We start from the raw sequence: 24,590 nt of genomic DNA, 5'->3' as shown, positions 1-24,590 counted from the left end.
ATCGACCGGGTAACCGGTCATCAAGAAGGTTTGTCCCCTTCGTCTAGTGGCCTAGGACACCGCCCTTTCACGGCGGTAACAGGGGTTCGAGTCCCCTAGGGGACGCCAGTTTCACCCAGTGATGCCGYAAGGCTGATCTGCGCCGCAGGGCGTTAAATTCGGGGCTATAGCTCAGCTGGGAGAGCGCCTGCATGGCATGCAGGAGGTCAGCGGTTCGATCCCGCTTAGCTCCACCAATTTGNAAGGCTGATCTGCGCCGCAGGGCGTTAAATTCGGGGCTATAGCTCAGCTGGGAGAGCGCCTGCATGGCATGCAGGAGGTCAGCGGTTCGATCCCGCTTAGCTCCACCAATTTGCCAGATTCGCCAACAGGCGAGTCCGACTGAAGGTTTTGCGTCCCCTTCGTCTAGTGGCCTAGGACACCGCCCTTTCACGGCGGTAACAGGGGTTCGAGTCCCCTAGGGGACGCCACAATTTTCCGCGTATGCGGGCCCAAGGGTCATTCGTTTATTGAATGGCCCTTTTGTTTTTTCAGGGTTTCGCTTTCCCGCCGCCCGCCCTCCATGGCTTGTGCTTGAGCTTGCTACACTGGCGCGTCTATCGAATCCGCCACCGCAGGAGCACCCATGGCCTGGGACCTCGCAACGCCGTTCATCATCGACCTGAAGGTCACTGCCGACGATATCGACGGGCTGGGTCACGCCAACAACGCCGTCTACGTCGCGTGGCTGGAGCGCAGCGCCTGGCGCCATTCGCAGCAGTTGGGCCTGGACTTGAGCGAGTATCGGCGCCTGGATCGCGCCATGGCGGTGATCCGGCATGAAATCGATTACCTGGCCAGCGCCTACGAAAACGACGAACTGCAATTGGCGACCTGGATTGTCGACTGGGACTCGCGGCTGAAAATGACCCGCCGCTTCCAGCTGCGTCGTGCCGCCGATGGCCTGACCCTGCTGCGTGCGCAAACCACCTTTGTCTGTATCGAGCTGTCCAGTGGCCGCCCCAAGCGCATGCCCGATGAGTTTATCGCCGGGTACGGTGCGGCGATCTGCCTGGCCGGCGTTCCCATTCCCGGCGGCGCGCCGTAAACTGCCGGACTTTTTTTCGAGTGTGACCCATGCAAATTGCCTTGGCGCCCATGGAGGGCCTGGTCGACGATATCCTGCGCGATGTCCTGACGCGTGTCGGGGGCATCGACTGGTGCGTGACCGAGTTTATCCGGGTGACCGACCGGCTGATGCCCGCCAGCTATTTCTACAAGCTGGCCTCCGAACTGCCCAACGGCGCCAGAACCGCCGCTGGCGTGCCGATGCATGTGCAATTGCTCGGGTCCGATCCAGGCTGCCTGGCGGAAAACGCCGCCTTTGCCTGCGAACTGGGTGCCCCAGTGCTGGACCTCAACTTCGGTTGCCCGGCCAAGACCGTCAACCGCTCCCGGGGCGGTGCGATCCTGCTGCGCGAGCCTGAGTTGCTGCACACCATCGTCAGCCAGGTGCGCCGTGCCGTGCCGGCCCCCATTCCAGTCACCGCCAAGATGCGCCTGGGGTATGAAAATACCGACCAGGCCCTCGATTGCGCCCGTGCGCTGGTCGATGGTGGTGCGGCGCGGATCGTGGTGCATGCGCGCACCAAACTTGATGGCTACAAGCCGCCCGCGCACTGGGAATGGATTGCGCGCATTCAGGAAGTGGTCAAGGTCCCGGTGGTCGCCAATGGCGAGATCTGGAGTGTCGAAGACTGGCAGCGCTGCAAAGCGGTGTGCGGTGCCAAGGACATCATGCTGGGCCGTGGCCTGGTGGCAAGGCCCGACCTTGCCCGGCAGATCGCCGCCGTGGCACGCGGTGAGGTCGTCGAGCCACTCACCTGGGCCGAGCTGCAGCCCATGCTGCGCCTGTTCTGGGCCGCCTGCCTGGTCAAGCTGACGCCTTTGCAGGCACCGGGCCGGCTCAAACAATGGCTGGCGCTGCTGACCAAAAGCTACCCCGAGGCCACCGTGATGTTCGACCTGTTGCGCCGTGAGACCGATTGCGCACGGGTCGGCAGGTTGCTCGGTTGCGAGCTGCAGTCAACGCCTTGAGACGTTCTCCTGCAAGTGCCCCTGCAAGCGCAGCAAGGCTTCGAAGGCCGGGTCTTCCAGTGGCTCGCTGAACAGATAGCCCTGATAGACATGGCAGCCCGACTGTTGCAGAAACGCCAGTTGCTCGGGGGTTTCGACACCTTCGGCGATGACATGCAGGTTCAGGCTCTGCGCCATGGCCGTGATGGCGCGGATGATCTCGGCATCGTTGGGGTCGGTGGTGGCATCACGTACGAACGACTGGTCGATTTTCAGGGTGTCGATCGGCAGGCGCTTGAGTGACGTCAGCGACGAATACCCGGTGCCGAAATCGTCCATGGCAAAGCTGATGCCCAGTTTTTTCAGGCGCAGCATCTTGGTGATGGTGTCGTCCATGCTCTGGATGACCATGCTTTCCGTGATTTCCAGCTTGAGCATGTTGCCGGGCAACTGGAAGGTTTGCAGGGTGTGCTCGATGCGCTCGACGAAGTCGTTCTGGTGAAACTGGCGCGGGCTGATATTGACGCCCATCCTGAAGTCGTTTCTTTCGATCAGCCCCTGACGCAGCAGCAGGCTGCAGGCCTGACAGGCCTGCTCCAGCACCCGGCTGCCCACCTCCAGGATCATGCCGCTTTCTTCAAGCACCGGCACAAATTGCGAGGGCGCCAGCAGGCCATGCTCGGGATGATGCCAGCGCAGCAGGGCTTCGGCCCCGATGATGCGTTGGTCGCGCGCATCCACCTGGGCCTGGTAGCACAAATAGAATTCATTGCGCACCAGCGCCATGCGCAGGTCGTTTTCCAGGCGCAGACGGTCGCTGGCCGCCTTTTGCATGCTGTGGTGGAACAGCTGTGAGGTGTTGCGCCCCGAGTCCTTGGCACGATACAGCGCAATGTCGGCGCGCTTGAGCAGGTCGGCGGTATTGGTGCCGTGGTCGGGAATCAGGGCAATGCCGATGCTGGGGGTGACCTGCAGGCGGTGGCCATCGAGGAACATCGGCTCGGCCAACAGCTCGCGCAGCGTATCGGCCTGCTGGCGGACCTGCTCGGTCACCTGTTTGCGCGTGCCCTCCAGGCCGCTGATCAGCACCACGAACTCATCGCCGCCCAGGCGTGCCACCGTGTCTTCCTGACGCACACTGGCCTCCAGGCGGGCGGTGACGATCTTCAACACACTGTCGCCCACGGGATGGCCGAGCGAATCGTTGATGTGCTTGAAATGGTCCAGGTCGAGAAACATCAGCGCGCCACGCAGGTTGTGATGGCTGAGCAGGGCGATCTGCTGGTTGAGGCGATCGGTCAGCAAGGCGCGATTGGGCAGGTTGGTGAGCGAGTCGTGATAGGCCAGGTGCTGGATCTGGGCCTGGGCGCTCTTGAGCTGGGTGATGTCCCGGGCAGTCATCAGCAGGCAGTCGACATCGTGCAGGACCAGCGGCTCGACGCAGACATCAAGCACCAGCGCATCCCCGAGCTTGTTGCACCCGAGCATTTCCCGGTGGTGGATACGGCCATGCTGTTGCAGGTACTCGACCATTTGCAGGCGCTGCTCGACGCTGCCCCAGATGTTGATGTCATGGGCGGTACGGCCCACCACCTCGTCCATGGCATAGCCGGTCAGACGGCAGAAGCCGTCGTTGACTTCCAGATAGCGCCCGCTGTGACGTTCGGTGATGGTGATCGAGTCGGGGCTTGAGTAGAACGCCTTGGTGAATTTCTCGCGGGTGGCGTCCAGGCTGGCCTGGGCCTGCTGGCTGGTGATGTCGAGCAGGGTGCCGAACAGGCGCAGTGGCGCGCCTTGTGCGTCGCGATACAGGTGCACGCGGGTTTCCAGCAAGCGCGTGCTGCCATCGGGCAGGTCAAGGCAATAGGTGGCCTGGAGATGATCTTCCTGACCGTCGAGCCAGGCGTGGTACAGATCCAGCAGGCGTTTGCGCTCTTCAGCGGCCAAACGCTGGAAAAAAGCCGCGCTGGGCTGCTGCCAGGCCTGGGCCTGCAGGCCATGCAATTGCACGGCGCGGGGCGAAGCCTCCAGCATGTCGCTGGGCAGGTGCCAGTCCCAGGTGCCCATGCTGGCTGCCTCCAGGACCCATTGCAGCTGCTCGCGGGTGTGCTGCAGCGCCTGTTCCAGTTGTTGCACGCCATCGGCCTCACGGCGTTGATCGGACAACTGCAGAGAATTACTGTCCACGGGGTTGGGCATGGGATCACGAGCCTGAATGAAAAAGCCGGTAAAACGATCGTTCTGCGTCCAGCAGCCCTCGGGTCGCGAGGGTCGTGTCTCTGCATCGAGCCGCGCCATGACAGCCTGTATGGCAGTCGAGAAGGTGCGCTCGGTGTGCAGGATGTAGCCTAGCTGGCGATCGGGCTGTATGCCTGTCAAGCGCCCGGATCCGGCTGACCGGCATCATATACCCGGTTATTGGCGCGGGTGTAAACGGGCGCTGGGCGCATCCGATGTGATCAAGCGGCTTGCGGTCAAGGCAGTGATGGCCAGCGGGCGACTAAATAATGCGCTTTTAAAGCAATTGCGCTCATCTTTGAACCCCCTGGGTCATCTTTCGAGTGCGCACCTGTCATTTATGCCAGTGCCTTTGATCAGGGACTGTTTGTCTTGCCTTGATGGACATGCTGTTCTTTTTCGGCTGCCCATGAATGGAATTCGACAGCAGCCTGTTTATCAGTCAACCCCAAAGGAATGGATCATGACAACTGAATACAAAGCGTCGGAGCAACTTATCGCCGACCCCTTGGTCGAGTTGATGGAATCGGTGGATATCAATAACGATGGGGTCGAAGAACCTGTCGTCAGCCTGGGCACGTTGGGGGATCGAGACCTGGTCCTGTTGGTCAGTGCCACGACGCTGTTCGACGGCACCGATGGCACGACGATTGAACATGCCAACTTTGCCGACGGCGATGAAATCGATATTTCGTGGCAGGGGCAAGGCCTCGATGGCGCGAATGTCAGTTGGTCGCAGGCGATCAAGGTACTTAACCAGGTCCCGGCCCAGGCATTTGAATTTCGCGTGCCCAGCGACAAGGTCAAGGCCCTTGTGGGCAGCACGGCCTCTGTCAGCTACCAGATTACACGGGGCGCAAACTCTGACGCGCCAGGCAAGATCCAGCATTCGGGTGTGGTGCAGCTCTATCTGGACGGGCTGGACTTGCATAAACCCGTCATTGCCGAGGCAGAGGGTGATTCGCTGGACACCGCCAGGTTGTCAGGAACTGAAGGTCAGCGTTACGCCAGCGTGAAAATCGATTACCCGGACATGCAGCTGGGGGATTTCGTCGAGGTCTACCGCAATGGCCTTGCAGTGCAGGAAGTTGCGGTGAGCGCCAGCATGCTGGGGCATCCCCTCGAGATTCACTGCCTGGGGCCGACCTGGCCAACCTGACTGGCGATGTCATCACCGTTCATTACATCGTCTATCGTGGTACGCCTGAAAGAAGCTATGTATCACCCTCGACCGCGTATCGAATCGGCCCCAGCCTGGCGGCCCTGCCACCTGTGATCAACGAGATTGAAGCGGGGCGTCTGGAGCTGGAAGCGCTGGCCTCGAAGTTATATGTGCATATTCCTTCGGGGGCGACCCTGGTTGGCGATATGGTCACGCTGTATTGGGTGGGTGCGGGCGAACTGGGCAGTTTCAGGGATCGTTTTCCGGTCTCGGCGCGCAACGTCAATGCCGACCTTAAGTTTGAAATCAATAACAGTGTCCTGCAGGTCAATGCCCGGCGGCTGGTCAAGGTCTATTACACCCTGACCCGGTTGATCAATGGGCGCTCCGTGGTGCTGCGTTCCCCGGAGTTGATGTTTTTCATTGGCAATGCACAAGAACAGGACGCGTTTGCCGAGTCGGGTTGGCATGGGTGTCATCCAAGTGTTACAGGCACAGAATGGCTGGCTGGACACCACCTCGACAGGCGATTCGGCAACGCTGGTAGTGCCTTTTGCCTCCACGCAGGTGGGCGATGAGGTGAGTGTCTACTGGAGCATCGAAGGGGCGTCGGAAAAGTACGTGGTGGGCGTCCAGACCGTGACGCAGGAGAACGTGGATGCCGACCTGAGTTTTACGGTCGACCCGATTCAGGTCCAGGCCGCCACGGGCAAGCGGGCATCACTCTTTTATGTGATCAAGCGCTGGGTCGGCGGTGAGGAAGAACACCTTGAGTCGCCCTTTACCGTGATCAGGGTCGGGCCTTTGACCGGCGATCAATTGCTGGCACCCAGCGTCCTGCAGGCCGACGAGGACGATGTCCTCGACCCTATGGATGCACTTCAGGGCGCAACGATTCATGTTCCGGCCTATCCGGACATGAAGGTCGGTGACCTGGTCAGGGTGTCCTGGAATGGCGGTCCCGGCCCTGGAACGCCTGTGCTGGAGCCGGTCAGGGTCAGTGTCGTGGGTCCGCTGAAGGTGGCCGTACCGGCCAGTGCCGTTGCCTACTCGGTGAATTGGGAGGTATTGGTGTCTTATGAAGTGACACGTACAGGGCAGGCCGCGGTCCTGTACTCGCCTGAAACGCTGATCCATGAGCTTGGTTTCTACAAATCGGAATTGCCCACCCCTCGGATCCTGCAGGCGCCTCAGGGCGTGCTGGATCTGGCCAGTGCAACGGATCCGGTGACGGTCATTGTCGAAAAATGGCCGCTGATCGCGCCCGGACAGCGGTACTGGCTGCGGCTGGAAGGCACGACCACGGCCAACCAGCCGTTTGTGCTGACGCCTCGCATTGCCGAGTTGATACCCGATGCTGCCATGCAAGGCCGGTTGAGCATTGCAATTGCCAAGAGCGAACTGGCCACGCTCAAAAGTGGCAGCCGGCTCAAGGTCATTTTCAAGGTGGCATGGGATGCCGACATTGATGAAAGCGAGGCAGTGTCCTTTAGCCCCTGCGAAGTGGACGTCAGGCAGGCCGGCACTGCGCCCGGGGCGGCCCTGAGTATCGATGCCCGGGATCTCAACCTTGGCGGCTTCTTTGCGCTGGTTGACGACGCCTACCGGGCCAATCCGCCGGATAAAAGCTGGAAATACCGCACGGCGACCGGTGGCAAACCGCCGTACCGCTACACCTCGAGCAATCCTGAGGTGGCGCAGGTCGATGCCAGTTCTGGCAAGGTATCGGCGCGAGGCAATGGTATGACAACCATCACGGTGACCGACATGGACGGCGCCACGGTGACCTACAGGGTCCTTGTCTCGGGTGTCTATGCCTTGAATATGCTTTCGGGGGGCTTCAACACCTATGGCGTGCTGCATGATATGGCCGCCCGCTACCCTGAAGGCGCCCTGCGGATTCCGAGTGTGCAGGAATGGCAGACCATGGCCCGCATGAATGGCGGGGTCCTCAAACTGAGTTTTCCGGATGACACCGATGGCGCCGTGCGCGAGCGCAGAGTGTGGGCCCGTGATGTCAAATTACAGGTTAAATATGGTTTGCCACTGCTGCTGCGGATGGCGTATGTCCCCGACAGCGGTGAGACCATCGGATTGGTCGACACCAGTATTCTTCTGGAGGCCTCGACCCTGCCGATCCTCAATGCAGGAGAGACGGCTTGGGGCTTCTTTTTGAAGTAAGCCTGTCAAGGCGTTGCAGCGTTCGCGCCAGCCGGAGGGGTCTCGGCATCCAGCAAGGCCATGAACGCCTTCGCTGCATTCGACAGCGTACGCTCGGTGTGCAGGATGTAGCCCAACTGGCGACTGAGCTGAATGCCCGGCAACGGGATGCGCGCCACCTGCTCGTCGAGCATGGTGCGCGGCAGCACGCTCCAGGCCAGGCCAATGGAGACCATCATCTTGATGGTCTCCATGTAGTTGGTGCTCATGGCGATATCCGGTTTCAGCCCGCGTGCCTCGCACAAACCACTGACAATATGATGAGTAAAGGTGTTGCCCCCTGGAAACACCGCCGGGTAACGCACGATGTCTTCAAGGCTCACCGACCCGCTATTGGCCAGCGGGTGCTCGGGAGCGGCGACAAAATCCAGCGGGTCATCCCAGACCGGCACGGCGCGCACCAGGGCGTGCGGGGCAGGGGCCAGGGTAATCACCGCCAGCTCGGCACGGCCGTGCAGGATCTCCTCGTAGGCAATCTCCGAATCCAGAAACTGGATGTCCAGCGCCACCTGTGGGTAGCGCCGGGTAAACGTGCGCAGCACCGGCGGCAAGCGGTGCAGGCCGATATGGTGACTGGTGGCCAGGGTCAGGCGGCCGCTGATCTCGCCGGTCAGGTTGGTCAGGGCGCGCCGGGTGTCATCAAGCACATTGAGAATCTGATAGGCGCGTGGCAACAGCGCCCGGCCGGCCTCGGTCAGGCTGACTTCGCGGCCCAGGCGATCGAACAGGCGCACGTTCAGTTGTTGTTCGAGCCCGGCAATGCGTTTACTGATCGCCGGCTGAGTCAGGTGCAGGCGCTCGCCGGCCCCGGAAAAACTGCCGATTTCAGCAATGGCGATAAAAGCGTTGAGATTGGCGAGGTCCATGGCAACGGATTCCAGTTGGTTATCCAAAGCATAAAAATTATGAATTTGAGTTATTTAAACATATTCCATAGCATTGTCCGCACAAGCCAAGGGGTCATCGAGCATTCTTGATCACCCAAGGCATAGAAAGACGCTGATGAGGAAGATGGCTGATGGCTGGCAAAACGCTTTACGACAAGTTGTGGGATTCCCATGTGGTCAAGCAGCGCGACGATGGCTCGTCGCTGATCTACATCGACCGCCATATCATCCACGAAGTGACGTCGCCGCAAGCCTTCGAAGGCCTGCGCCTGGCAGGTCGCAAGCCATGGCGGGTAGACTCCATCGTCGCCACCCCCGACCACAACGTGCCGACCACGGCCGAGCGCAAGGGCGGTATCAATGCCATTGCCGATGAAGTTTCGCGCCTGCAGGTCCAGACCCTGGACGACAACTGCGACGAGTACGGCATCACCGAATTCAAGATGAACGACCCGCGCCAGGGCATCGTCCACGTCGTCGGCCCCGAGCAAGGCGCGACCTTGCCAGGCATGAGCGTAGTCTGCGGCGACTCGCACACTTCGACCCACGGCGCCTTTGGTGCACTGGCCCACGGCATCGGCACCTCCGAGGTCGAGCACGTACTGGCCACCCAGTGCCTGGTGGCCAAGAAGATGAAGAACATGCTGGTGCGCGTCGAGGGCACATTGCCGTTCGGCGTCACCGCCAAGGACATCGTGCTGGCCGTGATCGGCAAGATCGGTACCGCCGGCGGCAACGGTCATGCCATGGAATTTGCCGGCAGTGCGATTCGCGACCTGTCGGTCGAAGGCCGCATGACCATCTGCAACATGTCCATCGAGGCCGGTGCCCGTGTCGGCATGGTGGCCACTGATGAAAAGACCATTGCCTACGTCAAGGGCCGTCCGTTCGCGCCCAAGGGCGCCGACTGGGACAAGGCCGTCGACGCCTGGAAAGACCTGGTCTCGGACCCCGATGCCGTGTTCGACACCGTGGTTGAACTCGATGCTGCACAGATCAAGCCACAGGTCAGCTGGGGCACCTCCCCGGAAATGGTCCTGGCCGTCGACCAGAACGTGCCGGACCCTGCCCAGGAGCAGGACCTGGTCAAGCGCGGCTCCATCGAGCGCGCCCTCAAATACATGGGCCTGCAGGCCAACCAGCCGATCACCGACATCAAGCTGGACCGGGTCTTCATCGGCTCGTGCACCAACTCGCGGATCGAAGACCTGCGCGCCGCCGCCGAGATTGCCAAGGGCCGCAAAGTGGCCTCGACCATCAAGCAGGCCATCGTGGTGCCGGGTTCCGGTCTGATCAAGGCACTGGCCGAGCAGGAAGGACTGGACAAGGTATTCATCGAGGCCGGTTTCGAGTGGCGTGAGCCAGGCTGCTCGATGTGCCTGGCCATGAACCCTGATCGCCTGGGTTCCGGCGAGCATTGCGCTTCCACCTCCAACCGGAACTTCGAAGGCCGTCAGGGCGCCGGTGGACGCACCCACCTGGTCAGCCCGGCGATGGCCGCCGCCGCTGCCGTGACCGGCCGTTTCATCGATGTTCGCGAACTGATTCAGCACTGAGGAGCCCAGCATGAAAGCCTTTACCCAGCTCAACGGCCTTGTGGCACCTCTGGATCGTGCCAACGTCGACACCGACCAGATCATTCCCAAGCAGTTTCTGAAATCGATCAAGCGCACCGGCTTCGGCCCGAACCTGTTCGATGAATGGCGCTACCTGGACGTGGGCCAGCCGTACCAGGACAACTCCAAGCGTCCGTTGAATCATGATTTCGTGCTTAACAATGCGCGCTACCAGGGCGCAAGCATCCTGATCGCCCGGGAAAACTTCGGCTGCGGCTCCAGCCGCGAGCACGCACCGTGGGCGCTGGAAGAGTACGGTTTCCGCGCCATCATCGCGCCCAGCTATGCCGACATCTTCTACAACAACAGCTTCAAGAACGGCATGCTGCCGATCATCCTGTCCGAAGACGAGGTCGATCAGTTGTTCAAGCAGGTCGAGGCCGAGCCTGGCTACCAGTTGAACATCGACCTGCAGGCCCAGACCGTGACCCGTCCTGACGGCAAGGTGCTGAGCTTCGAGGTGGACGAGTTCCGCAAGCATTGCCTGCTCAACGGCCTGGACGACATCGGCCTGACGCTGGTCGATGCCGACGCCATCGCGACCTTCGAAAGCAAGCATCGCGCAAGTCAGCCATGGCTGTTTCGCGACTGATGCGTGCCAGGCCCTGGCAAGGCACAGGTGGATCGACGCCCGGCTGCTCCTGCGGATAACGCAGGCGCGGCCATGGCTGCGTAAACTCCCCACACAAGGTATACCAACATGACCCAGGCCCCTCACACTGATGTCGTCCAGCGCCAGTTCGGCGAACAGGCCAGCGCCTACCTGAGCAGCGCCGTGCATGCGCAGGGCCGCGAATTCGCACTCCTGCAGGCCGAAGTCCAGGGCCAGCGCCAGGCGCGCGTGCTGGACCTGGGTTGCGGGGCCGGGCACGTCAGCTTTAATGTGGCAGCCGCTGTGGGCGAAGTGGTGGCCTATGACCTGTCGCAACAGATGCTTGATGTGGTCCAGGCCGCCGCCAGCGAACGCGGCCTGGACAATATTCGTACCGTCTGTGGCCCGGCCGAGCGCTTGCCGTTTGCCGAGGCCGAGTTCGATTTTGTCTTCAGCCGTTATTCGGCGCATCACTGGAGCGACCTGGGCCTGGCCCTGCGTGAAGTGCGGCGGGTGCTCAAGCCGGGCGGGGTGGCGGCGTTCATCGATGTGATGTCGCCGGGCAGCCCGCTGCTGGACACCTACCTGCAAACCGTGGAAGTGCTGCGTGACACCAGCCATGTACGCGACTATTCAGCCGCCGAATGGCTGCAACAGGTCAGCGAGGCCGGTCTGTTTACCCGCAGCCACACGCGCCAGCGGCTGCACCTGGAATTTGCCTCGTGGGTGACGCGCATGCGCACCCCCGAAGCGCTGCGCGTGGCGATCCGTGAGCTGCAACAGGCCATGGGGCGCGAAGTGCGCGAGTATTTCGAGATTGAGCAGGACGGCTCGTTCAGCACCGATGTCCTGGTGCTGTGGGCCGAGCGATAAGTTTTTGACCGTGGCCGGCGCCCCCTGAACGGGCACCGGCGCGGCGACCCTAACCCCGAGGATGTTATGAGCAAGCAGATTCTGATTCTCCCAGGCGACGGCATTGGTCCGGAAATCATGGCCGAAGCGGTCAAGGTGCTGGAGCTGGCCAACGACAAATACAGCCTGGGCTTCGAGCTCAGCCATGACGTGATCGGTGGCGCGGCCATCGACAAGCATGGCGTGCCGCTGGCCGATGAAACCCTGGAGCGCGCCCGCACGGCCGATGCCGTATTGCTGGGTGCGGTGGGCGGCCCGAAATGGGACACCATCGAGCGTGACATCCGCCCAGAGCGCGGCCTGCTGAAGATTCGTGCGCAACTGGGCCTGTTCGGCAACCTGCGTCCGGCGATCCTCTACCCGCAACTGGCCGAGGCCTCCAGCCTGAAGCCGGAAATCGTTGCCGGCCTGGACATCCTGATCGTGCGCGAGCTGACCGGCGGCATCTACTTCGGCGCACCTCGCGGCACCCGCGTGCTGGACAACGGTGAGCGCCAGGCCTACGACACCCTGCCGTACAGCGAAAGCGAAATCCGCCGCATCGCCCGCGTCGGCTTCGACATGGCCCGCGTGCGTGGCAAGAAGCTGTGCTCGGTCGACAAGGCCAACGTCCTGGCCTCCAGCCAGCTATGGCGTGAAGTGGTCGAGCAAGTGGCCAAGGACTATCCGGACGTCGAACTGAGCCACATGTACGTCGACAACGCGGCCATGCAACTGGTGCGTGCGCCCAAGCAGTTCGACGTGATCGTCACCGACAACCTGTTCGGCGACATCCTGTCCGACCAGGCCTCGATGCTCACCGGTTCCATCGGCATGCTGCCATCGGCCTCGCTGGACACTCACAACAAGGGCATGTACGAGCCGTGCCACGGTTCGGCGCCGGATATTGCAGGGCAGGGCATTGCCAACCCGCTGGCGACCATCCTGTCGGTGTCGATGATGCTGCGCTACACCTTCAACCAGGCGGCCGCCGCCGATGCCATCGAACAGGCGGTCAGCGTGGTCCTGGATCAGGGCCTGCGCACTGGCGATATCTGGTCGGATGGCAAGCAGAAGGTCGGCACCGTCGAAATGGGCGATGCGGTAGTCGCCGCGCTGCGAAATCTGTAATCTCTCTGGCCCGCCGCCATTCGCCAGAGGCGCGGCGGCGGTCCCACTTTTAGTTAAGGTGTTGCGATGAAACGTGTAGGTCTGATCGGTTGGCGTGGCATGGTCGGTTCCGTGCTCATGCAGCGGATGCGTGAAGAACAGGACTTCGACCTCATTGAGCCGGTGTTTTTCACCACCTCCAATGTCGGTGGCACCGCGCCATCGGTGGGCAAGGACGTGGCGCCTCTGAAAGATGCGTACAGCATCGAAGAGCTGAAAACCCTCGACGTGATTCTGACCTGCCAGGGCGGCGACTACACCAACGAGGTGTTCCCCAAGCTGCGTGAAGCCGGCTGGCAGGGTTACTGGATCGACGCCGCTTCCAGCCTGCGCATGCAGGACGATGCCGTGATCGTGCTGGACCCGGTCAACCGCAAGGTCATCGACCAGCAGCTGGACGCCGGCACCAAGAACTACATCGGTGGCAACTGCACCGTCAGCCTGATGCTGATGGGCCTGGGCGGGCTGTTCGAAGCCGGTCTGGTCGAGTGGATGACGGCCATGACCTACCAGGCGGCCTCGGGTGCCGGCGCGCAGAACATGCGCGAGCTGATCCGCCAGATGGGCGCGGTCAATGCCTCGGTGGCCGATGACCTGGCCAACCCGGCCAGCGCCATCCTCGACATCGACCGCAAGGTGGCCGACGCCATGCGCGGCGATGCGTTCCCGACCGAGAACTTCGGCGCGCCGCTGGCCGGCAGCCTGATTCCCTGGATCGACAAGGAGCTGCCGAACGGCCAGAGCCGTGAAGAGTGGAAGGCCCAGGCCGAGACCAACAAGATCCTGGGGCGCTTCAAGAGCCCGATCCCGGTCGACGGCATCTGCGTGCGCATCGGTGCCATGCGCTGCCACAGCCAGGCGCTGACCATCAAGCTGAACAAGGATGTGCCGATTGCGGACATCGAAGGCTTGATCAGCCAGCACAACCCTTGGGTCAAGCTGGTGCCGAACCACCGCGAAGCCAGCATCAAGGAACTGAGCCCGACGGCGGTGACCGGCACCATGAGCGTGCCGGTCGGCCGTCTGCGCAAGCTGAACATGGGCTCGCAATACCTGGGGGCCTTTACCGTAGGCGACCAGCTGCTGTGGGGCGCGGCCGAGCCGCTGCGCCGCATGTTGCGCATCCTGCTGGAGCGCTGAGTTTCGAGCGGCTGTATGCATCAACAAGGAAACCGCCTTCGCCGGCGGTTTTTTTGTACCCGGCGTTCAGGTGGCCGGCTTGCCACTGGCCGCCGCACGGGGCGCGTTCAAGCGCTTGCCCAGCGCAATGCCGGGTTGCTCGATGAAGCGCCAGGTCAGCATTGACACCCCCAGCACCAGCGCCACCTGCAGCAACAGAAATGAGTTGTCGCCCATGGCGCTGCCCGAGCTGAAATAACGGTGCATGCCATCGCTGCCTTCGTGCTGCACGGTCAGTGCCCGGCCGGTGAACTTCTCTGCCAGGCTGGCGCTGATCGACAACAGCATGAGCACCAGCGCATGGGTCAGGTAGATCGAACAGGGCAGCGTGCCCAGCCAGATAAACGGAGCTGCGCGCAAGGCTCTGGACACCACGCCGGCCTCGAAGGCAAACAGGCCCACGACCAGACAGAACAACAGCGCCACGCCCCATTGCTGCTCGCTGCTGGCATAAGTGATCGCCAGCCCTGTTGCGCCCAATGCGCTTGATTCCAGAAGACTGGCCTGCCAGATGCCAAGGCGCAGAGCCGGCCATTTCTGGTACAGCGCGTAGGTCAGGCAGCCGGCAAAAAAGCAGCCAATGCCCTGCGTCAGCCTTCTGCTGGATAGCCCCAACTCAGGGTAAAGGCCAGCAAGGATGCCCAGTGCCAGCAAGCCAAAGGCGTACCTGGCCTTGCCCGGTAGCGCCAGGCGGATAAAGCCGAAGAGCAGGTACAGATAGAACCCGACGCTGATGCTCCAGGCGGGGTAGTTGAACGACATGGCATCGAAGCCCGGCCACCACGATTGGATCAGCAGCAGATTGGGCAGGATCTGTTCCGGCGCCCGTGGACCACTGAAGCTGCCACTGCCGAACGGCACGCCCAGGTGCTCAGCCAGCACCTTGGCGCACTCAAGACCGATGGCGGCCAGCAGCATGGCCAGGTGCAGCGGGTAGATCCGCCAGGTTCGTGAGGTCACGAACCGTCCCAGTTGCTGGCGCGACTGGAGCCTGCCGGCATAGGCATGGCTGATCACAAAACCGCTGAGCACAAAGAGGAACGCCACCAGTACATGGGCGTTCTTGAAAAACAGCCACTCGCTGAACCCTTGCAGGATGTGAGAGTGGTAAATCACCACGGCCAACGCACACAGCCCGCGAAAGCTGTCGAGCACCAGAAAACGTCTCATGGCACATGTCCTTGAACTTGAGGGAGATGAGCGGCCGAAAACGGAGTGCCAGCCAGGAGGAAACCGCATGCAGGTCAACGAAAGGGAGGGTGGAGCGAAGGGGAGCGACTTCAGGCACGTTACCACCCTCGGTTGAACCGACGGGCAGGCTGGGCTGGATGGGCAAGCAGTATGGCCGGGGCAGCGCTTGCTGGCAATTGCTCGACGTCTGGTGTCCTGATGTTCAATTAAATCCCTTTATATGGGATTGATATTTATATATTGAGATTTTGCCCGGGTCAGGTTTATAGTCCGCCTCGCAGTCACTTAGAAAAACAAAAGGTGAAGCAATGCAGGCGCAACTGATCGCACTCGACTGGGGAACCACCTCCCTCCGGGCTTATCGACTCGGTGAACAGGGCCGGGTCCTGGAACAACGCTCCCTGAGCACGGGCATCATGCAATTACCGACCCTGCCAGCCCCTGTGGCCGGGAAGCTCTGCAGCGACGGATTTGAGCTGGCGTTCGAGCAGGCCTGTGGCGACTGGCTCGATGCTCAGCCGTACCTGCCCGTCATTGCCTGTGGCATGGTCGGCAGCGCTCAGGGCTGGCACGAAGCGCCGTATCAGGCCACGCCGGCCAGTGTCGATGGCCTCAGCGCCGCACTGGTGAAGGTGCGCAGCCTGCGCGGCATCGATGTCCATATCATTCCCGGCGTGATCCAGCATTCGGCCCTGCCCAACGTCATGCGTGGCGAAGAAACCCAAGTGCTCGGCGTGCTAGCCGGACAGCTCGAACGACCCCATGACGCACAACCGCTGCTGATCGGCCTGCCTGGCAGTCACAGCAAGTGGGTGCAAATGGTCCAGGGGCGCATTGTTCACTTCGATACCTTCATGACCGGCGAGGTCTATGCGGCGCTGTGTGCGCACACCTTGCTGGGCCGCACCATGCAATCGGCCGGTTCGCTGGATGTCGAGGCTTTCGAGCGCGGCGTGGCCGTGGCCCGGTCCGGCGAAGGGGCTGCCGGTCCGCTGTCAACCATCTTCAGTTGCCGCACCCTGGGCCTAACCGGGCAATTGTCGGCCAGTGCCCAGCCTGACTACCTCTCCGGGTTGCTGATCGGCCATGAGCTGGCTGCCCTGAGCCACCTCTTGCAGCGCCAGGCCGCGGTCCTGCCCGCCGTCGTGCTGATCGGCAGCGATGCGTTATGTCAGCGCTACCAGCGTGCGCTGGCGCTGTGTGATTTCCCGACGGTAACACTGGCCGAGCAGGCCACCGAGCGCGGCCTCTGGCAGGTGGCGCAGCAGGCCGGCCTGTTGGCGGCCACTTCCGTATCCTTGAACCGTGAGGTCTGACATGTTTCAGCAAGCACTCAAAAGCAACGGCCTGATTGCCATCCTGCGCGGCCTGCGCCCCGAAGAAGCGCCAGCCATCGGTGATGTGCTGTACGAGGCCGGCCTGCGGGTCATCGAAGTGCCACTCAACTCGCCGTCACCTTACGACAGCATCGGTCTGCTGCGCCTGCACCTGCCGGCCGATTGCGTGGTCGGCGCCGGGACCGTGCTGCAGCCCGAACAGGTGCGCCGGGTCAAAGAGGCGGGCGGCCAATTGATCGTCATGCCGCACAGTGGCCGTGAAGTGTTGCGCGCCGCCAAGGCCGAAGGGCTGTTCCTGTCGCCGGGAGTGGCCACCCCCACCGAGGCCTTTGCCGCACTGGGCGAGGGGGCTGACGTACTCAAGCTGTTTCCGGCCGAGCAGATGGCCCCGGCGGTGATCAAGGCCTGGCTGGCAGTCCTGCCTGCCGGCACCGTATTGCTGCCGGTAGGCGGCATCTCACCCGACAACATGCAGCCTTGGCTTGATGCCGGCGCCCAGGGCTTCGGGCTGGGCTCCGGGCTGTTCAAGCCAGGCATGAGCGCTGCCGACGTGGCCGTCCGTGCCCAGGCCTATGTCACGGCCTGGCAGCACTGCACGGCCAACCGCAGCCACTGATCGGCGCCCCCTCCAACAAGAGAGACCCTGCTTATGAAAATCACCAAACTGACCACTTTCATCGTGCCGCCGCGCTGGTGCTTCCTCAAGGTCGAGACCGATCAGGGCGTGACCGGCTGGGGAGAACCGGTAGTCGAAGGCCGTGCCCATACAGTGGCCGCTGCGGTCGATGAGCTGTCCGATTACCTGATCGGCAAGGACCCGCGCAATATCGAAGACATCTGGACTGTGCTGTACCGTGGTGGCTTCTACCGTGGTGGTTCGATCCACATGAGTGCGCTGGCCGGTATCGACCAGGCATTGTGGGACATCAAGGGCAAGGCGCTCGGCGTATCGGTCAGCGACCTGCTCGGTGGCCAGGTGCGTGACAAGATCCGCGTGTATTCATGGATCGGCGGCGACCGGCCGGCTGACACCGCGCGCGCCGCCAAAGAGGCGGTTGAGCGTGGTTTTACCGCCGTGAAGATGAACGGCACCGAGGAACTGCAGTTTCTCGACACCTTCGACAAGGTCGACCGCGCCTTGGCCAGCGTGGCAGCGGTGCGCGATGCAGTCGGACCGAACGTCGGTATCGGCGTGGACTTTCATGGCCGGGTGCACAAGCCCATGGCCAAGGTGCTGATGAAGGAACTCGACCCCTTCAAGCTGATGTTCATCGAAGAGCCGGTGCTCAGCGAGCACTACGAAGCGCTCAAGGAACTGGCGCCGTTGACCAGCACCCCGATTGCATTGGGCGAGCGGCTGTTCTCGCGCTGGGACTTCAAGCGGGTGCTCAGCGAAGGTTATGTCGACATCATCCAGCCGGATGCCTCGCATGCCGGTGGTATCACAGAGACGCGCAAGATCGCCAACATGGCCGAGGCCTACGACGTGGCGCTGGCGTTGCATTGCCCGCTGGGACCGATTGCCCTGGCCGCCTGCCTGCAACTGGACGCGGCCTGCTACAACGCGTTTATCCAGGAACAGAGCCTGGGCATTCACTACAACGAGAGCAACGACCTGCTCGACTACGTCAAGCACCCCGAAGTCTTCGACTACGACAACGGCATGGTGAAAATCCCCAACGGCCCGGGGCTGGGCATCGAGATCAACGAGGAATACGTGCGCGAGCGGGCCGCGATTGGCCATCGCTGGCGCAACCCTATCTGGCGCCACGCCGACGGCAGCTTTGCCGAATGGTGAGTCGCTGTCGTCCCCTCTAAGTGCGTCCTCATACAACTCCAATAAGAGGCAACCTCATGCAAACCCTGACCATCGGCGCGGCGGCGTCCCAGGCCGCGCCCACCCGCAAGCGCTTTTTCATCATGGTGCTGTTGTTCATTACCGTGGTCATCAACTACCTGGACCGCAGCAACCTGTCGATTGCCGCGCCGGCGCTGACCAGCGAGCTGGGCCTGACGCCGGTCGAGGTCGGGCTGATTTTCTCGGCCTTCGGCTGGACCTATGCGGCCATGCAGTTGCCTGGTGGCTGGCTGGTCGACCGGGTGCCGCCGCGGATTCTCTACACCGTGGCGCTCATCTCCTGGTCGTTGGCCACCGTGATGCTGGGCTTTGCAGCCAGTTTCATTGCCCTGTTCGTGCTGCGCATGGCAGTCGGCGCGCTGGAAGCACCGGCTTATCCGATCAACAGTCGGGTGGTGACCTCCTGGTTCCCTGAGCGTGAGCGGGCCACAGCCATCGGTTTCTATACCTCGGGGCAGTTTGTCGGCCTGGCGTTCCTGACGCCGGTACTGGCCTGGTTGCAGGCCCATTACGGCTGGCACATGGTATTTGTCGCCACCGGTGCGGTCGGTATCCTGTGGGGCGTCATCTGGTACCTGGTGTACCGTGAGCCGCGAGACTTCAAAGGCGCCAACACCGCTGAAATCGAGCTGATCCGCGAAGGCGGCGGACTGGTGGATATCCAGGCCGATACCGCCAGACAGAAAGCCGGATTCAAGTGGGCCGACCTGGGGATCGTGCTCAGCCAGCGCAAGCTGTGGGGTATTTACCTGGGACAATTCTGCCTGAACTCGACCCTGTGGTTCTTCCTGACCTGGTTCCCGACCTACCTGGTCAAGTACCGCGGCATGGACTTCATCAAGTCCGGGCTGTTGGCGTCCTTGCCATTCCTCGCCGCCTTCGTCGGTGTGCTGTGCTCGGGATTCTTCTCCGACTGGCTGATCCGTCGTGGCTATAGCGTGGGGCTGGCGCGCAAGCTGCCAATCATCACCGGGCTGTTGATTTCCACAGCCATCATCGGCGCCAACTTCGTCGACTCGACACCGCTGGTAATCGCCTGCATGGCCGTGGCTTTTTTCGGCAACGGCCTGGCATCGATCACCTGGTCGCTGGTTTCGACCATCGCTCCGGCGCGCCTGCTGGGCTTGACCGGCGGTACGTTCAATTTCATCGGCAACCTGGCGGCCATCACCACGCCGATCGTGATCGGTTTCCTGGCCACCGGCGACTCGTTCGCGCCGGCCATTACTTACGTGGCCTGCCTGGCGCTGATCGGTGCACTGTCGTACATCCTGCTGGTGGGCAAGGTAGAGCGTATCGAGTTGTAAAGGCTGGCCGTGAGGCAGGCGCATGCCCATAATGCCGCCTGCTTTTCTCCAGACCGGACCCGACTCGCTATGCAAAAGGATATTCCCGTGGCCGACGCCGACAGCAAAGAGCCGGCGCTGGCCGGCACCCAGACCCTGATGCGTGGTCTGGCGGTCGTGCAGGCGGTGGCGGCCGGGGCACGGGACTTGAAAGAGATTGCCAGGGTCATCGGCACCACGCGCAGCACCACCCATCGGCTGGCCAGTTGCCTGGTGCAGGAGCGCTACCTGCGCGTGGTTCCGCAAGTCGGTTATCTGCTGGGGCCCAAGCTGATCGAGCTGGGCTTTCAGGCGCGTGAAGAAGTTCCTTTGGCGATTCTGGCCAGGCCCTATCTGGACCAGTTATCGACGTTGACCGGCGATACTGTGCACCTGGCGATTCGCGACGGTGACGAGGTGCTGTACCTGCACAAGAATCCAGGCCGCAATGGCCCGGAAATGCGCTCGCGGGTTGGTCATCGGATGCCGCTGGTGCGCACCGGCATCGGCAAGGCCTTGTTGCTCGACAGCGCAGAACACGAGTGGCAGCGCCTGTTCGAGATCAGCCAGCCGGTGGCGGGCCGACAACAGGCATTGCCGGCTCATGAGCCGCAAACCTGGGAGCAACTGCGCCAGCGCCGCGAAGAGTATGTGCAAGGCGGTTATGCCTTCGACCTTGAAGACAACGAACCGTCGATCCGCTGTGTGGCCGCGCCAGTGCGCGATGCCGGCAGACAGATCGTGGCCGGCATCAGTGTGGCCAGTACCGTGCCGTACATGCCACTGGAGAAAATGGCCGAACTGGTGCCGCTGATCAAGCAGATCGCCGCACAGCTGTCGGCCGAACTGGGGGCGGTCTGATCAGTCCTTGAGGGTGGCCATGTCGATGACGAAGCGGTATTTCACGTCACCGGCCAGCATGCGCTCGTAGGCCTGGTTGATGTTGCGGATGTCGAGCATTTCGATGTCGCAGCTGATGCCGTGTTCGGCGCAGAAATCCAGCACTTCCTGGGTCTCGGCGACGCCACCGATCAAGGAACCTGCCAGTACCCGGCGCTTGAGGACCAGATTGGCGGCGTGCACGGGCGGGTCGATCGGCTCGATCAGGCCCACCAGGATGTGCACGCCGTCGAACGCCAGGGTTTCCAGGTAAGGGTTGAGGTCGTGCTGCACCGGAATGGTGTCGAGCAGGAAATCGAAGCGCCCGGCGGCGGCTTGCATCTGTTCGGCGTCGGTGGACACGATCACATGATCGGCACCCTGGCGACGTGCTTCGGCGGCCTTGGCGGCCGAGCGGGTAAACAGCGTCACTTCGGCGCCCATCGCCTTGGCCAGCTTGATGCCCATGTGGCCCAGGCCACCCATGCCCAGCACGCCCACCTTGTGACCGGCCTTGACGCCATGGTGCTTGAGCGGCGAATAGGTGGTGATGCCCGCACACAGGATCGGCGCGGCCGCTGCCGGATCGAGGTTCTGCGGAATGCGCACGACAAAGTGCTCGCTGACCACGATGCTGCTGGAGTAGCCGCCCATGGTGTTGCTGCCGTCCACGCGGTCGGGCGTGGCGTAGGTCATGGTCGGGCCTTCCAGGCAATACTGCTCAAGGTCCGCCTGGCACGCCTTGCAGGTGCGGCACGAGTCGACCATGCAACCGACGCCCACCAGGTCGCCGACCTGGTAGCGGCTGGCGTGGGAGCCAGTGGCGGTGACCTTGCCGACGATCTCGTGGCCGGGCATCAGGGGATAGACGGCAATGCCCCATTCGTTGCGCGCCTGGTGGATATCCGAGTGGCAAACGCCGCAATAGAGGATCTCGATGGCGACATCATCGGCGCGCAGGCTGCGGCGTTCGAAAGTCATGGGCGCCAGGGGGGCGGTAGGGGATTGGGCGGCATAACCGATGGCGGTGTACATGAAGGGCCTCGCAATGGATGACAACGTGTAGAGGCGATCCATTGTCACGATGAGCGGCTGTCGCGGCCATGGCCATTTCTCCGTGATTCATGCCTGATCCTCCGGCGTATCATTGCTGGCGGCCTCTGGAGCGGCAGATCTGCGATGATGGGGCTGTCTGATTCTCTACCGGTCTGTCCCGATGCAATTGACCCGCTATCTTCCAGCCAATACCACGCTTGTTTCCTTGATCCAGTCACTGGCCGTACAGCCGGGCTGGGTCTCGACCCGCTTGCCAGAGGTGAAGCTGATCAGTGCCTTCAGCCACCTTGGCAGCAGCCCGCAGATCTATGAGCCGAGCCTGATGATCGTCGCTCAGGGCAGCAAGGTGGCGTTCCTGGGAAGCCGAGCCTTCGAGTACGGTGCCGGGCATTACCTGATCCAGGCCTTGTCGGTGCCGTTCAAGTGCGAAACCTTTGCCACGCCCGACATGCCGTTGTACGGCGTATCGGTGGCCATGGATCGCACTGTACTGGCGGAGCTGGTGCAGGCCATGGGGCCGGTGGCCGGGCACGAAAGCCGGCAGCAGACGCCGGAATCCATGACCTCGGTGCAGTTCGATGTCGGCATGCGCGAAAGCGTCGAGCGGTTGCTGCGCTGCCTGCATGATCCGCTGGAGTGTCAGGTGATGGGCCAGGCGCGGGTGCGCGATGTGCTGTACAGCGCGCTGCGCGGGCCACAGGCCGGGGTGTTGCGGGCGCTGGTCGAGCAGCAAGGGCAATTTGCGCGGGTGGCGGTGGCGGTCAATTATCTGCATGAGCATTACGCCGAGCCGCTGAATGTCGAGACCCTGGCCCGCTGCGCGAACATGAGCGTGTCGACCTTTCATGAGCATTTCAAGCGCAGCACCTTGTTGTCGCCGGTGCAGTACCTCAAGCGCCTGCGCCTGCTCAAGGCTCAGCAGATGCTGGTCAGCGACGGCCTGGGGGTGGCCCAGGTCGCGCTGAAGGTCGGTTACCAGAGTGCCTCGCAGTTCGGTCGCGAGTACAAACGCTATTTCGAGCGCAGCCCGGGGCAGGAGGGCGGCTGGCTGTCGCTGTCGGCATGAGAGGCTTTCGCGGCTCAAGCCATGCCTGCGAGCGGTGCGCAGGCGTGGCTTGAGCCGAGAAAAGGTTTTACATATTGGGGTAGTTCGGCCCGCCTGCGCCTTCCGGTGTCACCCAGACAATGTTCTGCGACGGGTCCTTGATGTCGCACGTCTTGCAGTGCACGCAGTTCTGCGCGTTGATCTGGAAACGCTTCTCGCCGTCTTCCTGGGTCACCACTTCGTACACGCCGGCCGGGCAATAGCGCTGGGCCGGCTCATCGTACATCGGCAGGTTTCTGGCGATCGGAATGCTTGGGTCGATCAGCTTCAGGTGGCAGGGTTGTTCCTCTTCGTGGTTGGTGCTGGAGAGGAAGACCGAGCTGAGTTTATCGAAGCTCAGCTTGCCGTCGGGCTTGGGGTAGTCGATTTTCTTCGACTCGCTGGCCAGCTTCAGGCAGGCGTAGTCAGGCTTGGTGTCGTGCAGGGTGAAGGGCAGCTTGTTCTTGAAGATATTCTGCTCGGCAAAGGCAAAGCCGGCTCCGAGAATGGCGCCGAACTTGTGCAGGGCCGGGCCGAAGTTGCGGGCCGCATACAGCTCTTCATACAGCCAGCTGGCCTTGAACGACTCGGTGTAGCGGGTCAGTTCATCGCCGCCCTGGTTGCCGGCCAGCAGCGCCTCGGCCACGGCGTCGGCGGCGAGCATGCCGCACTTCATGGCGGTGTGGCTGCCTTTGATCTTCGCCGCGTTCATGGTGCCCAGATCGCAGCCGATCAGGGCGCCACCGGCAAAGACCATCTTGGGCAGCGAGTTGTAGCCGCCCTTGGCCAGGGCGCGGGCGCCGTAGCTGATGCGCTTGCCGCCTTCGAGGTACTGCTTCGCCACCGGGTGATGCTTGTAGCGCTGGAATTCGTCGAAGGGCGACAAGTAAGGGTTGCTGTACGACAGGTCGACGATCAGGCCCACCACCACCTGGTTGTTTTCAAGGTGATAAAGGAACGAGCCGCCGGCATTGTCGTTATCCAGCGGCCAGCCGGCGGTATGCACCACCAGGCCTGGCTGATGCCTGGCCGGATCGATTTCCCACAGCTCCTTGAGGCCGATACCGTAGTGCTGAACGTCGGCGTCCTTGTCCAGCGCAAAGCGCTTGATCAGTTGCTTGCCGATGTGACCACGGCAGCCTTCGGCGAACAGCGTGTACTTGCCGCGCAATTCCATGCCGGGGGTGTACAGGCCGTCCTTGGGGTTGCCTTCACGGTCCACGCCAAGATCGCCGGTGACAATGCCGCGCACCACGCCGCTTTCATCGATCAGCGCTTCCTGAGCGGCAAAGCCCGGATAGATCTCGACCCCGAGGTTTTCGGCCTGCTGGGCCAGCCAGCGGCACAGGTTGCCCAGGGAGATGATGTAGTTGCCTTCATTGTGCATGGCCTTGGGCACAAAGAAGTCCGGGACCTTGATCGAGTTCTGCTCGCTGCGCAGCACGTAGATGTCGTCGCGGGTGACGGGGGTGTTCAGCGGCGCGCCCAGGGCTTTCCAGTCAGGGAACAGCTCATCCAGGGCGCGCGGCTCGAAGACCGCGCCGGACAGGATGTGTGCACCCACTTCGGAGCCCTTTTCCACAACGCAGACGCTGATTTCCTGACCGGCCTCGGCAGCCTTCTGCTTCAGGCGGCACGCGGCAGAAAGCCCGGACGGGCCGGCTCCGACGATCACGACGTCGAATTCCATGTATTCGCGTTCCACAGGCTATCTCCTACAAAGGCTCACGGTGTTTTTATAAACGCTGGCGATAAACAATGCGCCCGGCATTGAATTCACGGCTTCTTTTAAAGGAAGGCATTATATCTACACCACTGTGCAGGTCCAATACAAACGTTTGTTTGAAATG

At 62.2% G+C, this 24,590-nt stretch carries 21 protein-coding genes and 4 tRNA genes; 20 read left to right on the top strand and 5 right to left on the bottom strand.

The genetic code is table 11. The features are described from left to right. Positions 1-32: 32 nt before the first annotated feature. The 6 genes from ASF84_RS17515 to ASF84_RS17490 all read left to right on the top strand — a co-directional run bounded on the left by ASF84_RS17515 (position 33) and on the right by ASF84_RS17490 (position 2,076). Positions 33-108 (top strand) — tRNA-Glu (locus ASF84_RS17515). Between the two features lie 52 nt (positions 109-160). Further along, positions 161-236 (top strand) — tRNA-Ala (locus tag ASF84_RS17510). 38 nt (positions 237-274) lie between these two features. Next, positions 275-350 (top strand) — tRNA-Ala (locus ASF84_RS17505). Between the two features lie 44 nt (positions 351-394). Next, positions 395-470: transfer RNA gene (locus ASF84_RS17500), tRNA-Glu, on the top strand. A 155-nt stretch (positions 471-625) separates the two neighbouring features. Continuing rightward, positions 626-1,087: an acyl-CoA thioesterase gene (locus tag ASF84_RS17495; RefSeq protein ID WP_056840069.1), complete on the top strand. Its 462-nt coding sequence runs from the start codon at positions 626-628 to the stop codon at positions 1,085-1,087. A gap of 29 nt (positions 1,088-1,116) precedes the next feature. Then, positions 1,117-2,076, top strand: a complete 960-nt coding sequence (locus ASF84_RS17490) for a tRNA dihydrouridine synthase (protein WP_056840068.1) — start codon at positions 1,117-1,119, stop codon at positions 2,074-2,076. On the opposite strand, the gene ASF84_RS17485 is transcribed toward ASF84_RS17490, so the two are convergent. After that, positions 2,065-4,254: a putative bifunctional diguanylate cyclase/phosphodiesterase gene (locus ASF84_RS17485; protein WP_056840067.1), complete on the bottom strand. Its 2,190-nt coding sequence runs from the start codon at positions 4,252-4,254 to the stop codon at positions 2,065-2,067. The genes ASF84_RS17490 and ASF84_RS17485 overlap by 12 nt on opposite strands. A gap of 169 nt (positions 4,255-4,423) precedes the next feature. Between ASF84_RS17485 and ASF84_RS17480 the strand changes: the two genes are divergently transcribed. The 3 genes from ASF84_RS17480 to ASF84_RS17470 all read left to right on the top strand — a co-directional run bounded on the left by ASF84_RS17480 (position 4,424) and on the right by ASF84_RS17470 (position 7,636). Beyond that, on the top strand, positions 4,424-5,452 hold the full coding sequence (locus tag ASF84_RS17480) for a hypothetical protein (protein WP_156684265.1): 1,029 nt from the start codon (positions 4,424-4,426) through the stop codon (positions 5,450-5,452). Positions 5,453-5,565: 113 nt separating this feature from the next. Next, positions 5,566-6,033: a hypothetical protein gene (locus ASF84_RS29390; protein ID WP_056840065.1), complete on the top strand. Its 468-nt coding sequence runs from the start codon at positions 5,566-5,568 to the stop codon at positions 6,031-6,033. Between the two features lies 1 nt (position 6,034). Continuing rightward, positions 6,035-7,636, top strand: a complete 1,602-nt coding sequence (locus tag ASF84_RS17470; RefSeq protein ID WP_162241263.1) for an Ig-like domain-containing protein — start codon at positions 6,035-6,037, stop codon at positions 7,634-7,636. 5 nt (positions 7,637-7,641) lie between these two features. Here ASF84_RS17470 and ASF84_RS17465 read toward each other — a convergent pair whose 3' ends face one another. Then, positions 7,642-8,541, bottom strand: coding sequence for a LysR family transcriptional regulator (locus tag ASF84_RS17465; protein ID WP_056840063.1), 900 nt, complete (start codon positions 8,539-8,541; stop codon positions 7,642-7,644). A 152-nt stretch (positions 8,542-8,693) separates the two neighbouring features. Between ASF84_RS17465 and leuC the strand changes: the two genes are divergently transcribed. From leuC to asd, 5 genes are all read left to right on the top strand, one after another. Beyond that, complete coding sequence (gene leuC, locus ASF84_RS17460) at positions 8,694-10,118, top strand: 3-isopropylmalate dehydratase large subunit (protein WP_056840062.1); 1,425 nt, start codon at positions 8,694-8,696, stop codon at positions 10,116-10,118. Between the two features lie 10 nt (positions 10,119-10,128). After that, complete coding sequence (gene leuD / locus ASF84_RS17455; protein WP_056840061.1) at positions 10,129-10,770, top strand: 3-isopropylmalate dehydratase small subunit; 642 nt, start codon at positions 10,129-10,131, stop codon at positions 10,768-10,770. A 108-nt stretch (positions 10,771-10,878) separates the two neighbouring features. Further along, positions 10,879-11,643 (top strand): class I SAM-dependent methyltransferase, encoded by a 765-nt coding sequence (locus tag ASF84_RS17450; RefSeq protein ID WP_056840060.1) that lies wholly within the window; start codon positions 10,879-10,881, stop codon positions 11,641-11,643. A 66-nt stretch (positions 11,644-11,709) separates the two neighbouring features. Continuing rightward, entirely contained in the window at positions 11,710-12,792 is a 1,083-nt protein-coding gene (gene leuB, locus ASF84_RS17445) for a 3-isopropylmalate dehydrogenase (protein ID WP_056840059.1), read from the top strand. Positions 12,793-12,858: 66 nt separating this feature from the next. Next, on the top strand, positions 12,859-13,971 hold the full coding sequence (asd, locus tag ASF84_RS17440; RefSeq protein WP_056840058.1) for an aspartate-semialdehyde dehydrogenase: 1,113 nt from the start codon (positions 12,859-12,861) through the stop codon (positions 13,969-13,971). A 66-nt stretch (positions 13,972-14,037) separates the two neighbouring features. On the opposite strand, the gene ASF84_RS17435 is transcribed toward asd, so the two are convergent. Beyond that, complete coding sequence (locus ASF84_RS17435; RefSeq protein ID WP_056840057.1) at positions 14,038-15,180, bottom strand: acyltransferase family protein; 1,143 nt, start codon at positions 15,178-15,180, stop codon at positions 14,038-14,040. Between the two features lie 329 nt (positions 15,181-15,509). On the opposite strand from ASF84_RS17435, the gene ASF84_RS17430 reads away from it, so the two are divergent. The 5 genes from ASF84_RS17430 to ASF84_RS17410 all read left to right on the top strand — a co-directional run bounded on the left by ASF84_RS17430 (position 15,510) and on the right by ASF84_RS17410 (position 20,582). Further along, positions 15,510-16,517: a 2-dehydro-3-deoxygalactonokinase gene (locus tag ASF84_RS17430; protein ID WP_056840056.1), complete on the top strand. Its 1,008-nt coding sequence runs from the start codon at positions 15,510-15,512 to the stop codon at positions 16,515-16,517. A 1-nt stretch (position 16,518) separates the two neighbouring features. After that, positions 16,519-17,154: a 2-dehydro-3-deoxy-6-phosphogalactonate aldolase gene (locus tag ASF84_RS17425; RefSeq protein WP_056840055.1), complete on the top strand. Its 636-nt coding sequence runs from the start codon at positions 16,519-16,521 to the stop codon at positions 17,152-17,154. 33 nt (positions 17,155-17,187) lie between these two features. Further along, positions 17,188-18,336 (top strand): galactonate dehydratase, encoded by a 1,149-nt coding sequence (dgoD, locus tag ASF84_RS17420; protein ID WP_056840054.1) that lies wholly within the window; start codon positions 17,188-17,190, stop codon positions 18,334-18,336. Positions 18,337-18,392: 56 nt separating this feature from the next. Then, positions 18,393-19,703 (top strand): MFS transporter, encoded by a 1,311-nt coding sequence (locus ASF84_RS17415; RefSeq protein WP_056840053.1) that lies wholly within the window; start codon positions 18,393-18,395, stop codon positions 19,701-19,703. A gap of 69 nt (positions 19,704-19,772) precedes the next feature. Next, on the top strand, positions 19,773-20,582 hold the full coding sequence (locus ASF84_RS17410; RefSeq protein ID WP_056840052.1) for an IclR family transcriptional regulator: 810 nt from the start codon (positions 19,773-19,775) through the stop codon (positions 20,580-20,582). Here ASF84_RS17410 and ASF84_RS17405 read toward each other — a convergent pair whose 3' ends face one another. Next, on the bottom strand, positions 20,583-21,635 hold the full coding sequence (locus tag ASF84_RS17405) for an NAD(P)-dependent alcohol dehydrogenase (RefSeq protein WP_056840051.1): 1,053 nt from the start codon (positions 21,633-21,635) through the stop codon (positions 20,583-20,585). A gap of 181 nt (positions 21,636-21,816) precedes the next feature. Between ASF84_RS17405 and ASF84_RS17400 the strand changes: the two genes are divergently transcribed. Beyond that, a complete protein-coding gene (locus ASF84_RS17400) occupies positions 21,817-22,722 on the top strand; it encodes an AraC family transcriptional regulator (protein ID WP_056840050.1) in 906 nt (301 codons plus the stop codon). A gap of 67 nt (positions 22,723-22,789) precedes the next feature. Here the strand turns inward: ASF84_RS17400 and ASF84_RS17395 are convergent, their stop codons facing one another. Further along, positions 22,790-24,445 (bottom strand): electron transfer flavoprotein-ubiquinone oxidoreductase, encoded by a 1,656-nt coding sequence (locus ASF84_RS17395; protein WP_056840049.1) that lies wholly within the window; start codon positions 24,443-24,445, stop codon positions 22,790-22,792. Positions 24,446-24,590: the final 145 nt, after the last annotated feature.

It is taken from the genome of Pseudomonas sp. Leaf127, from assembly GCF_001423155.1.
In the GTDB taxonomy this organism is placed as follows: domain Bacteria; phylum Pseudomonadota; class Gammaproteobacteria; order Pseudomonadales; family Pseudomonadaceae; genus Aquipseudomonas; species Aquipseudomonas ovata.
This window is presented reverse-complemented; position numbering and strand designations above follow the sequence as displayed.

Excerpts from the sequence above, each read along its gene's own strand:
- ASF84_RS17495 (WP_056840069.1), top strand. The coding sequence starts at position 626 with ATGGCCTGGGACCTCGCAACGCCGTTCATCATCGACCTGAAGGTCACT.
- ASF84_RS17490 (WP_056840068.1), top strand. The coding sequence starts at position 1,117 with ATGCAAATTGCCTTGGCGCCCATGGAGGGCCTGGTCGACGATATCCTG.
- ASF84_RS17485 (WP_056840067.1), bottom strand. The coding sequence starts at position 4,254 with ATGCCCAACCCCGTGGACAGTAATTCTCTGCAGTTGTCCGATCAACGC.
- ASF84_RS17480 (WP_156684265.1), top strand. The coding sequence starts at position 4,424 with ATGCCTGTCAAGCGCCCGGATCCGGCTGACCGGCATCATATACCCGGT.
- ASF84_RS17465 (WP_056840063.1), bottom strand. The coding sequence starts at position 8,541 with ATGGACCTCGCCAATCTCAACGCTTTTATCGCCATTGCTGAAATCGGC.
- leuC (WP_056840062.1), top strand. The coding sequence starts at position 8,694 with ATGGCTGGCAAAACGCTTTACGACAAGTTGTGGGATTCCCATGTGGTC.
- leuD (WP_056840061.1), top strand. The coding sequence starts at position 10,129 with ATGAAAGCCTTTACCCAGCTCAACGGCCTTGTGGCACCTCTGGATCGT.
- ASF84_RS17450 (WP_056840060.1), top strand. The coding sequence starts at position 10,879 with ATGACCCAGGCCCCTCACACTGATGTCGTCCAGCGCCAGTTCGGCGAA.
- leuB (WP_056840059.1), top strand. The coding sequence starts at position 11,710 with ATGAGCAAGCAGATTCTGATTCTCCCAGGCGACGGCATTGGTCCGGAA.
- asd (WP_056840058.1), top strand. The coding sequence starts at position 12,859 with ATGAAACGTGTAGGTCTGATCGGTTGGCGTGGCATGGTCGGTTCCGTG.
- ASF84_RS17435 (WP_056840057.1), bottom strand. The coding sequence starts at position 15,180 with ATGAGACGTTTTCTGGTGCTCGACAGCTTTCGCGGGCTGTGTGCGTTG.
- ASF84_RS17430 (WP_056840056.1), top strand. The coding sequence starts at position 15,510 with ATGCAGGCGCAACTGATCGCACTCGACTGGGGAACCACCTCCCTCCGG.
- ASF84_RS17425 (WP_056840055.1), top strand. The coding sequence starts at position 16,519 with ATGTTTCAGCAAGCACTCAAAAGCAACGGCCTGATTGCCATCCTGCGC.
- dgoD (WP_056840054.1), top strand. The coding sequence starts at position 17,188 with ATGAAAATCACCAAACTGACCACTTTCATCGTGCCGCCGCGCTGGTGC.
- ASF84_RS17415 (WP_056840053.1), top strand. The coding sequence starts at position 18,393 with ATGCAAACCCTGACCATCGGCGCGGCGGCGTCCCAGGCCGCGCCCACC.
- ASF84_RS17410 (WP_056840052.1), top strand. The coding sequence starts at position 19,773 with ATGCAAAAGGATATTCCCGTGGCCGACGCCGACAGCAAAGAGCCGGCG.
- ASF84_RS17405 (WP_056840051.1), bottom strand. The coding sequence starts at position 21,635 with ATGTACACCGCCATCGGTTATGCCGCCCAATCCCCTACCGCCCCCCTG.
- ASF84_RS17400 (WP_056840050.1), top strand. The coding sequence starts at position 21,817 with ATGCAATTGACCCGCTATCTTCCAGCCAATACCACGCTTGTTTCCTTG.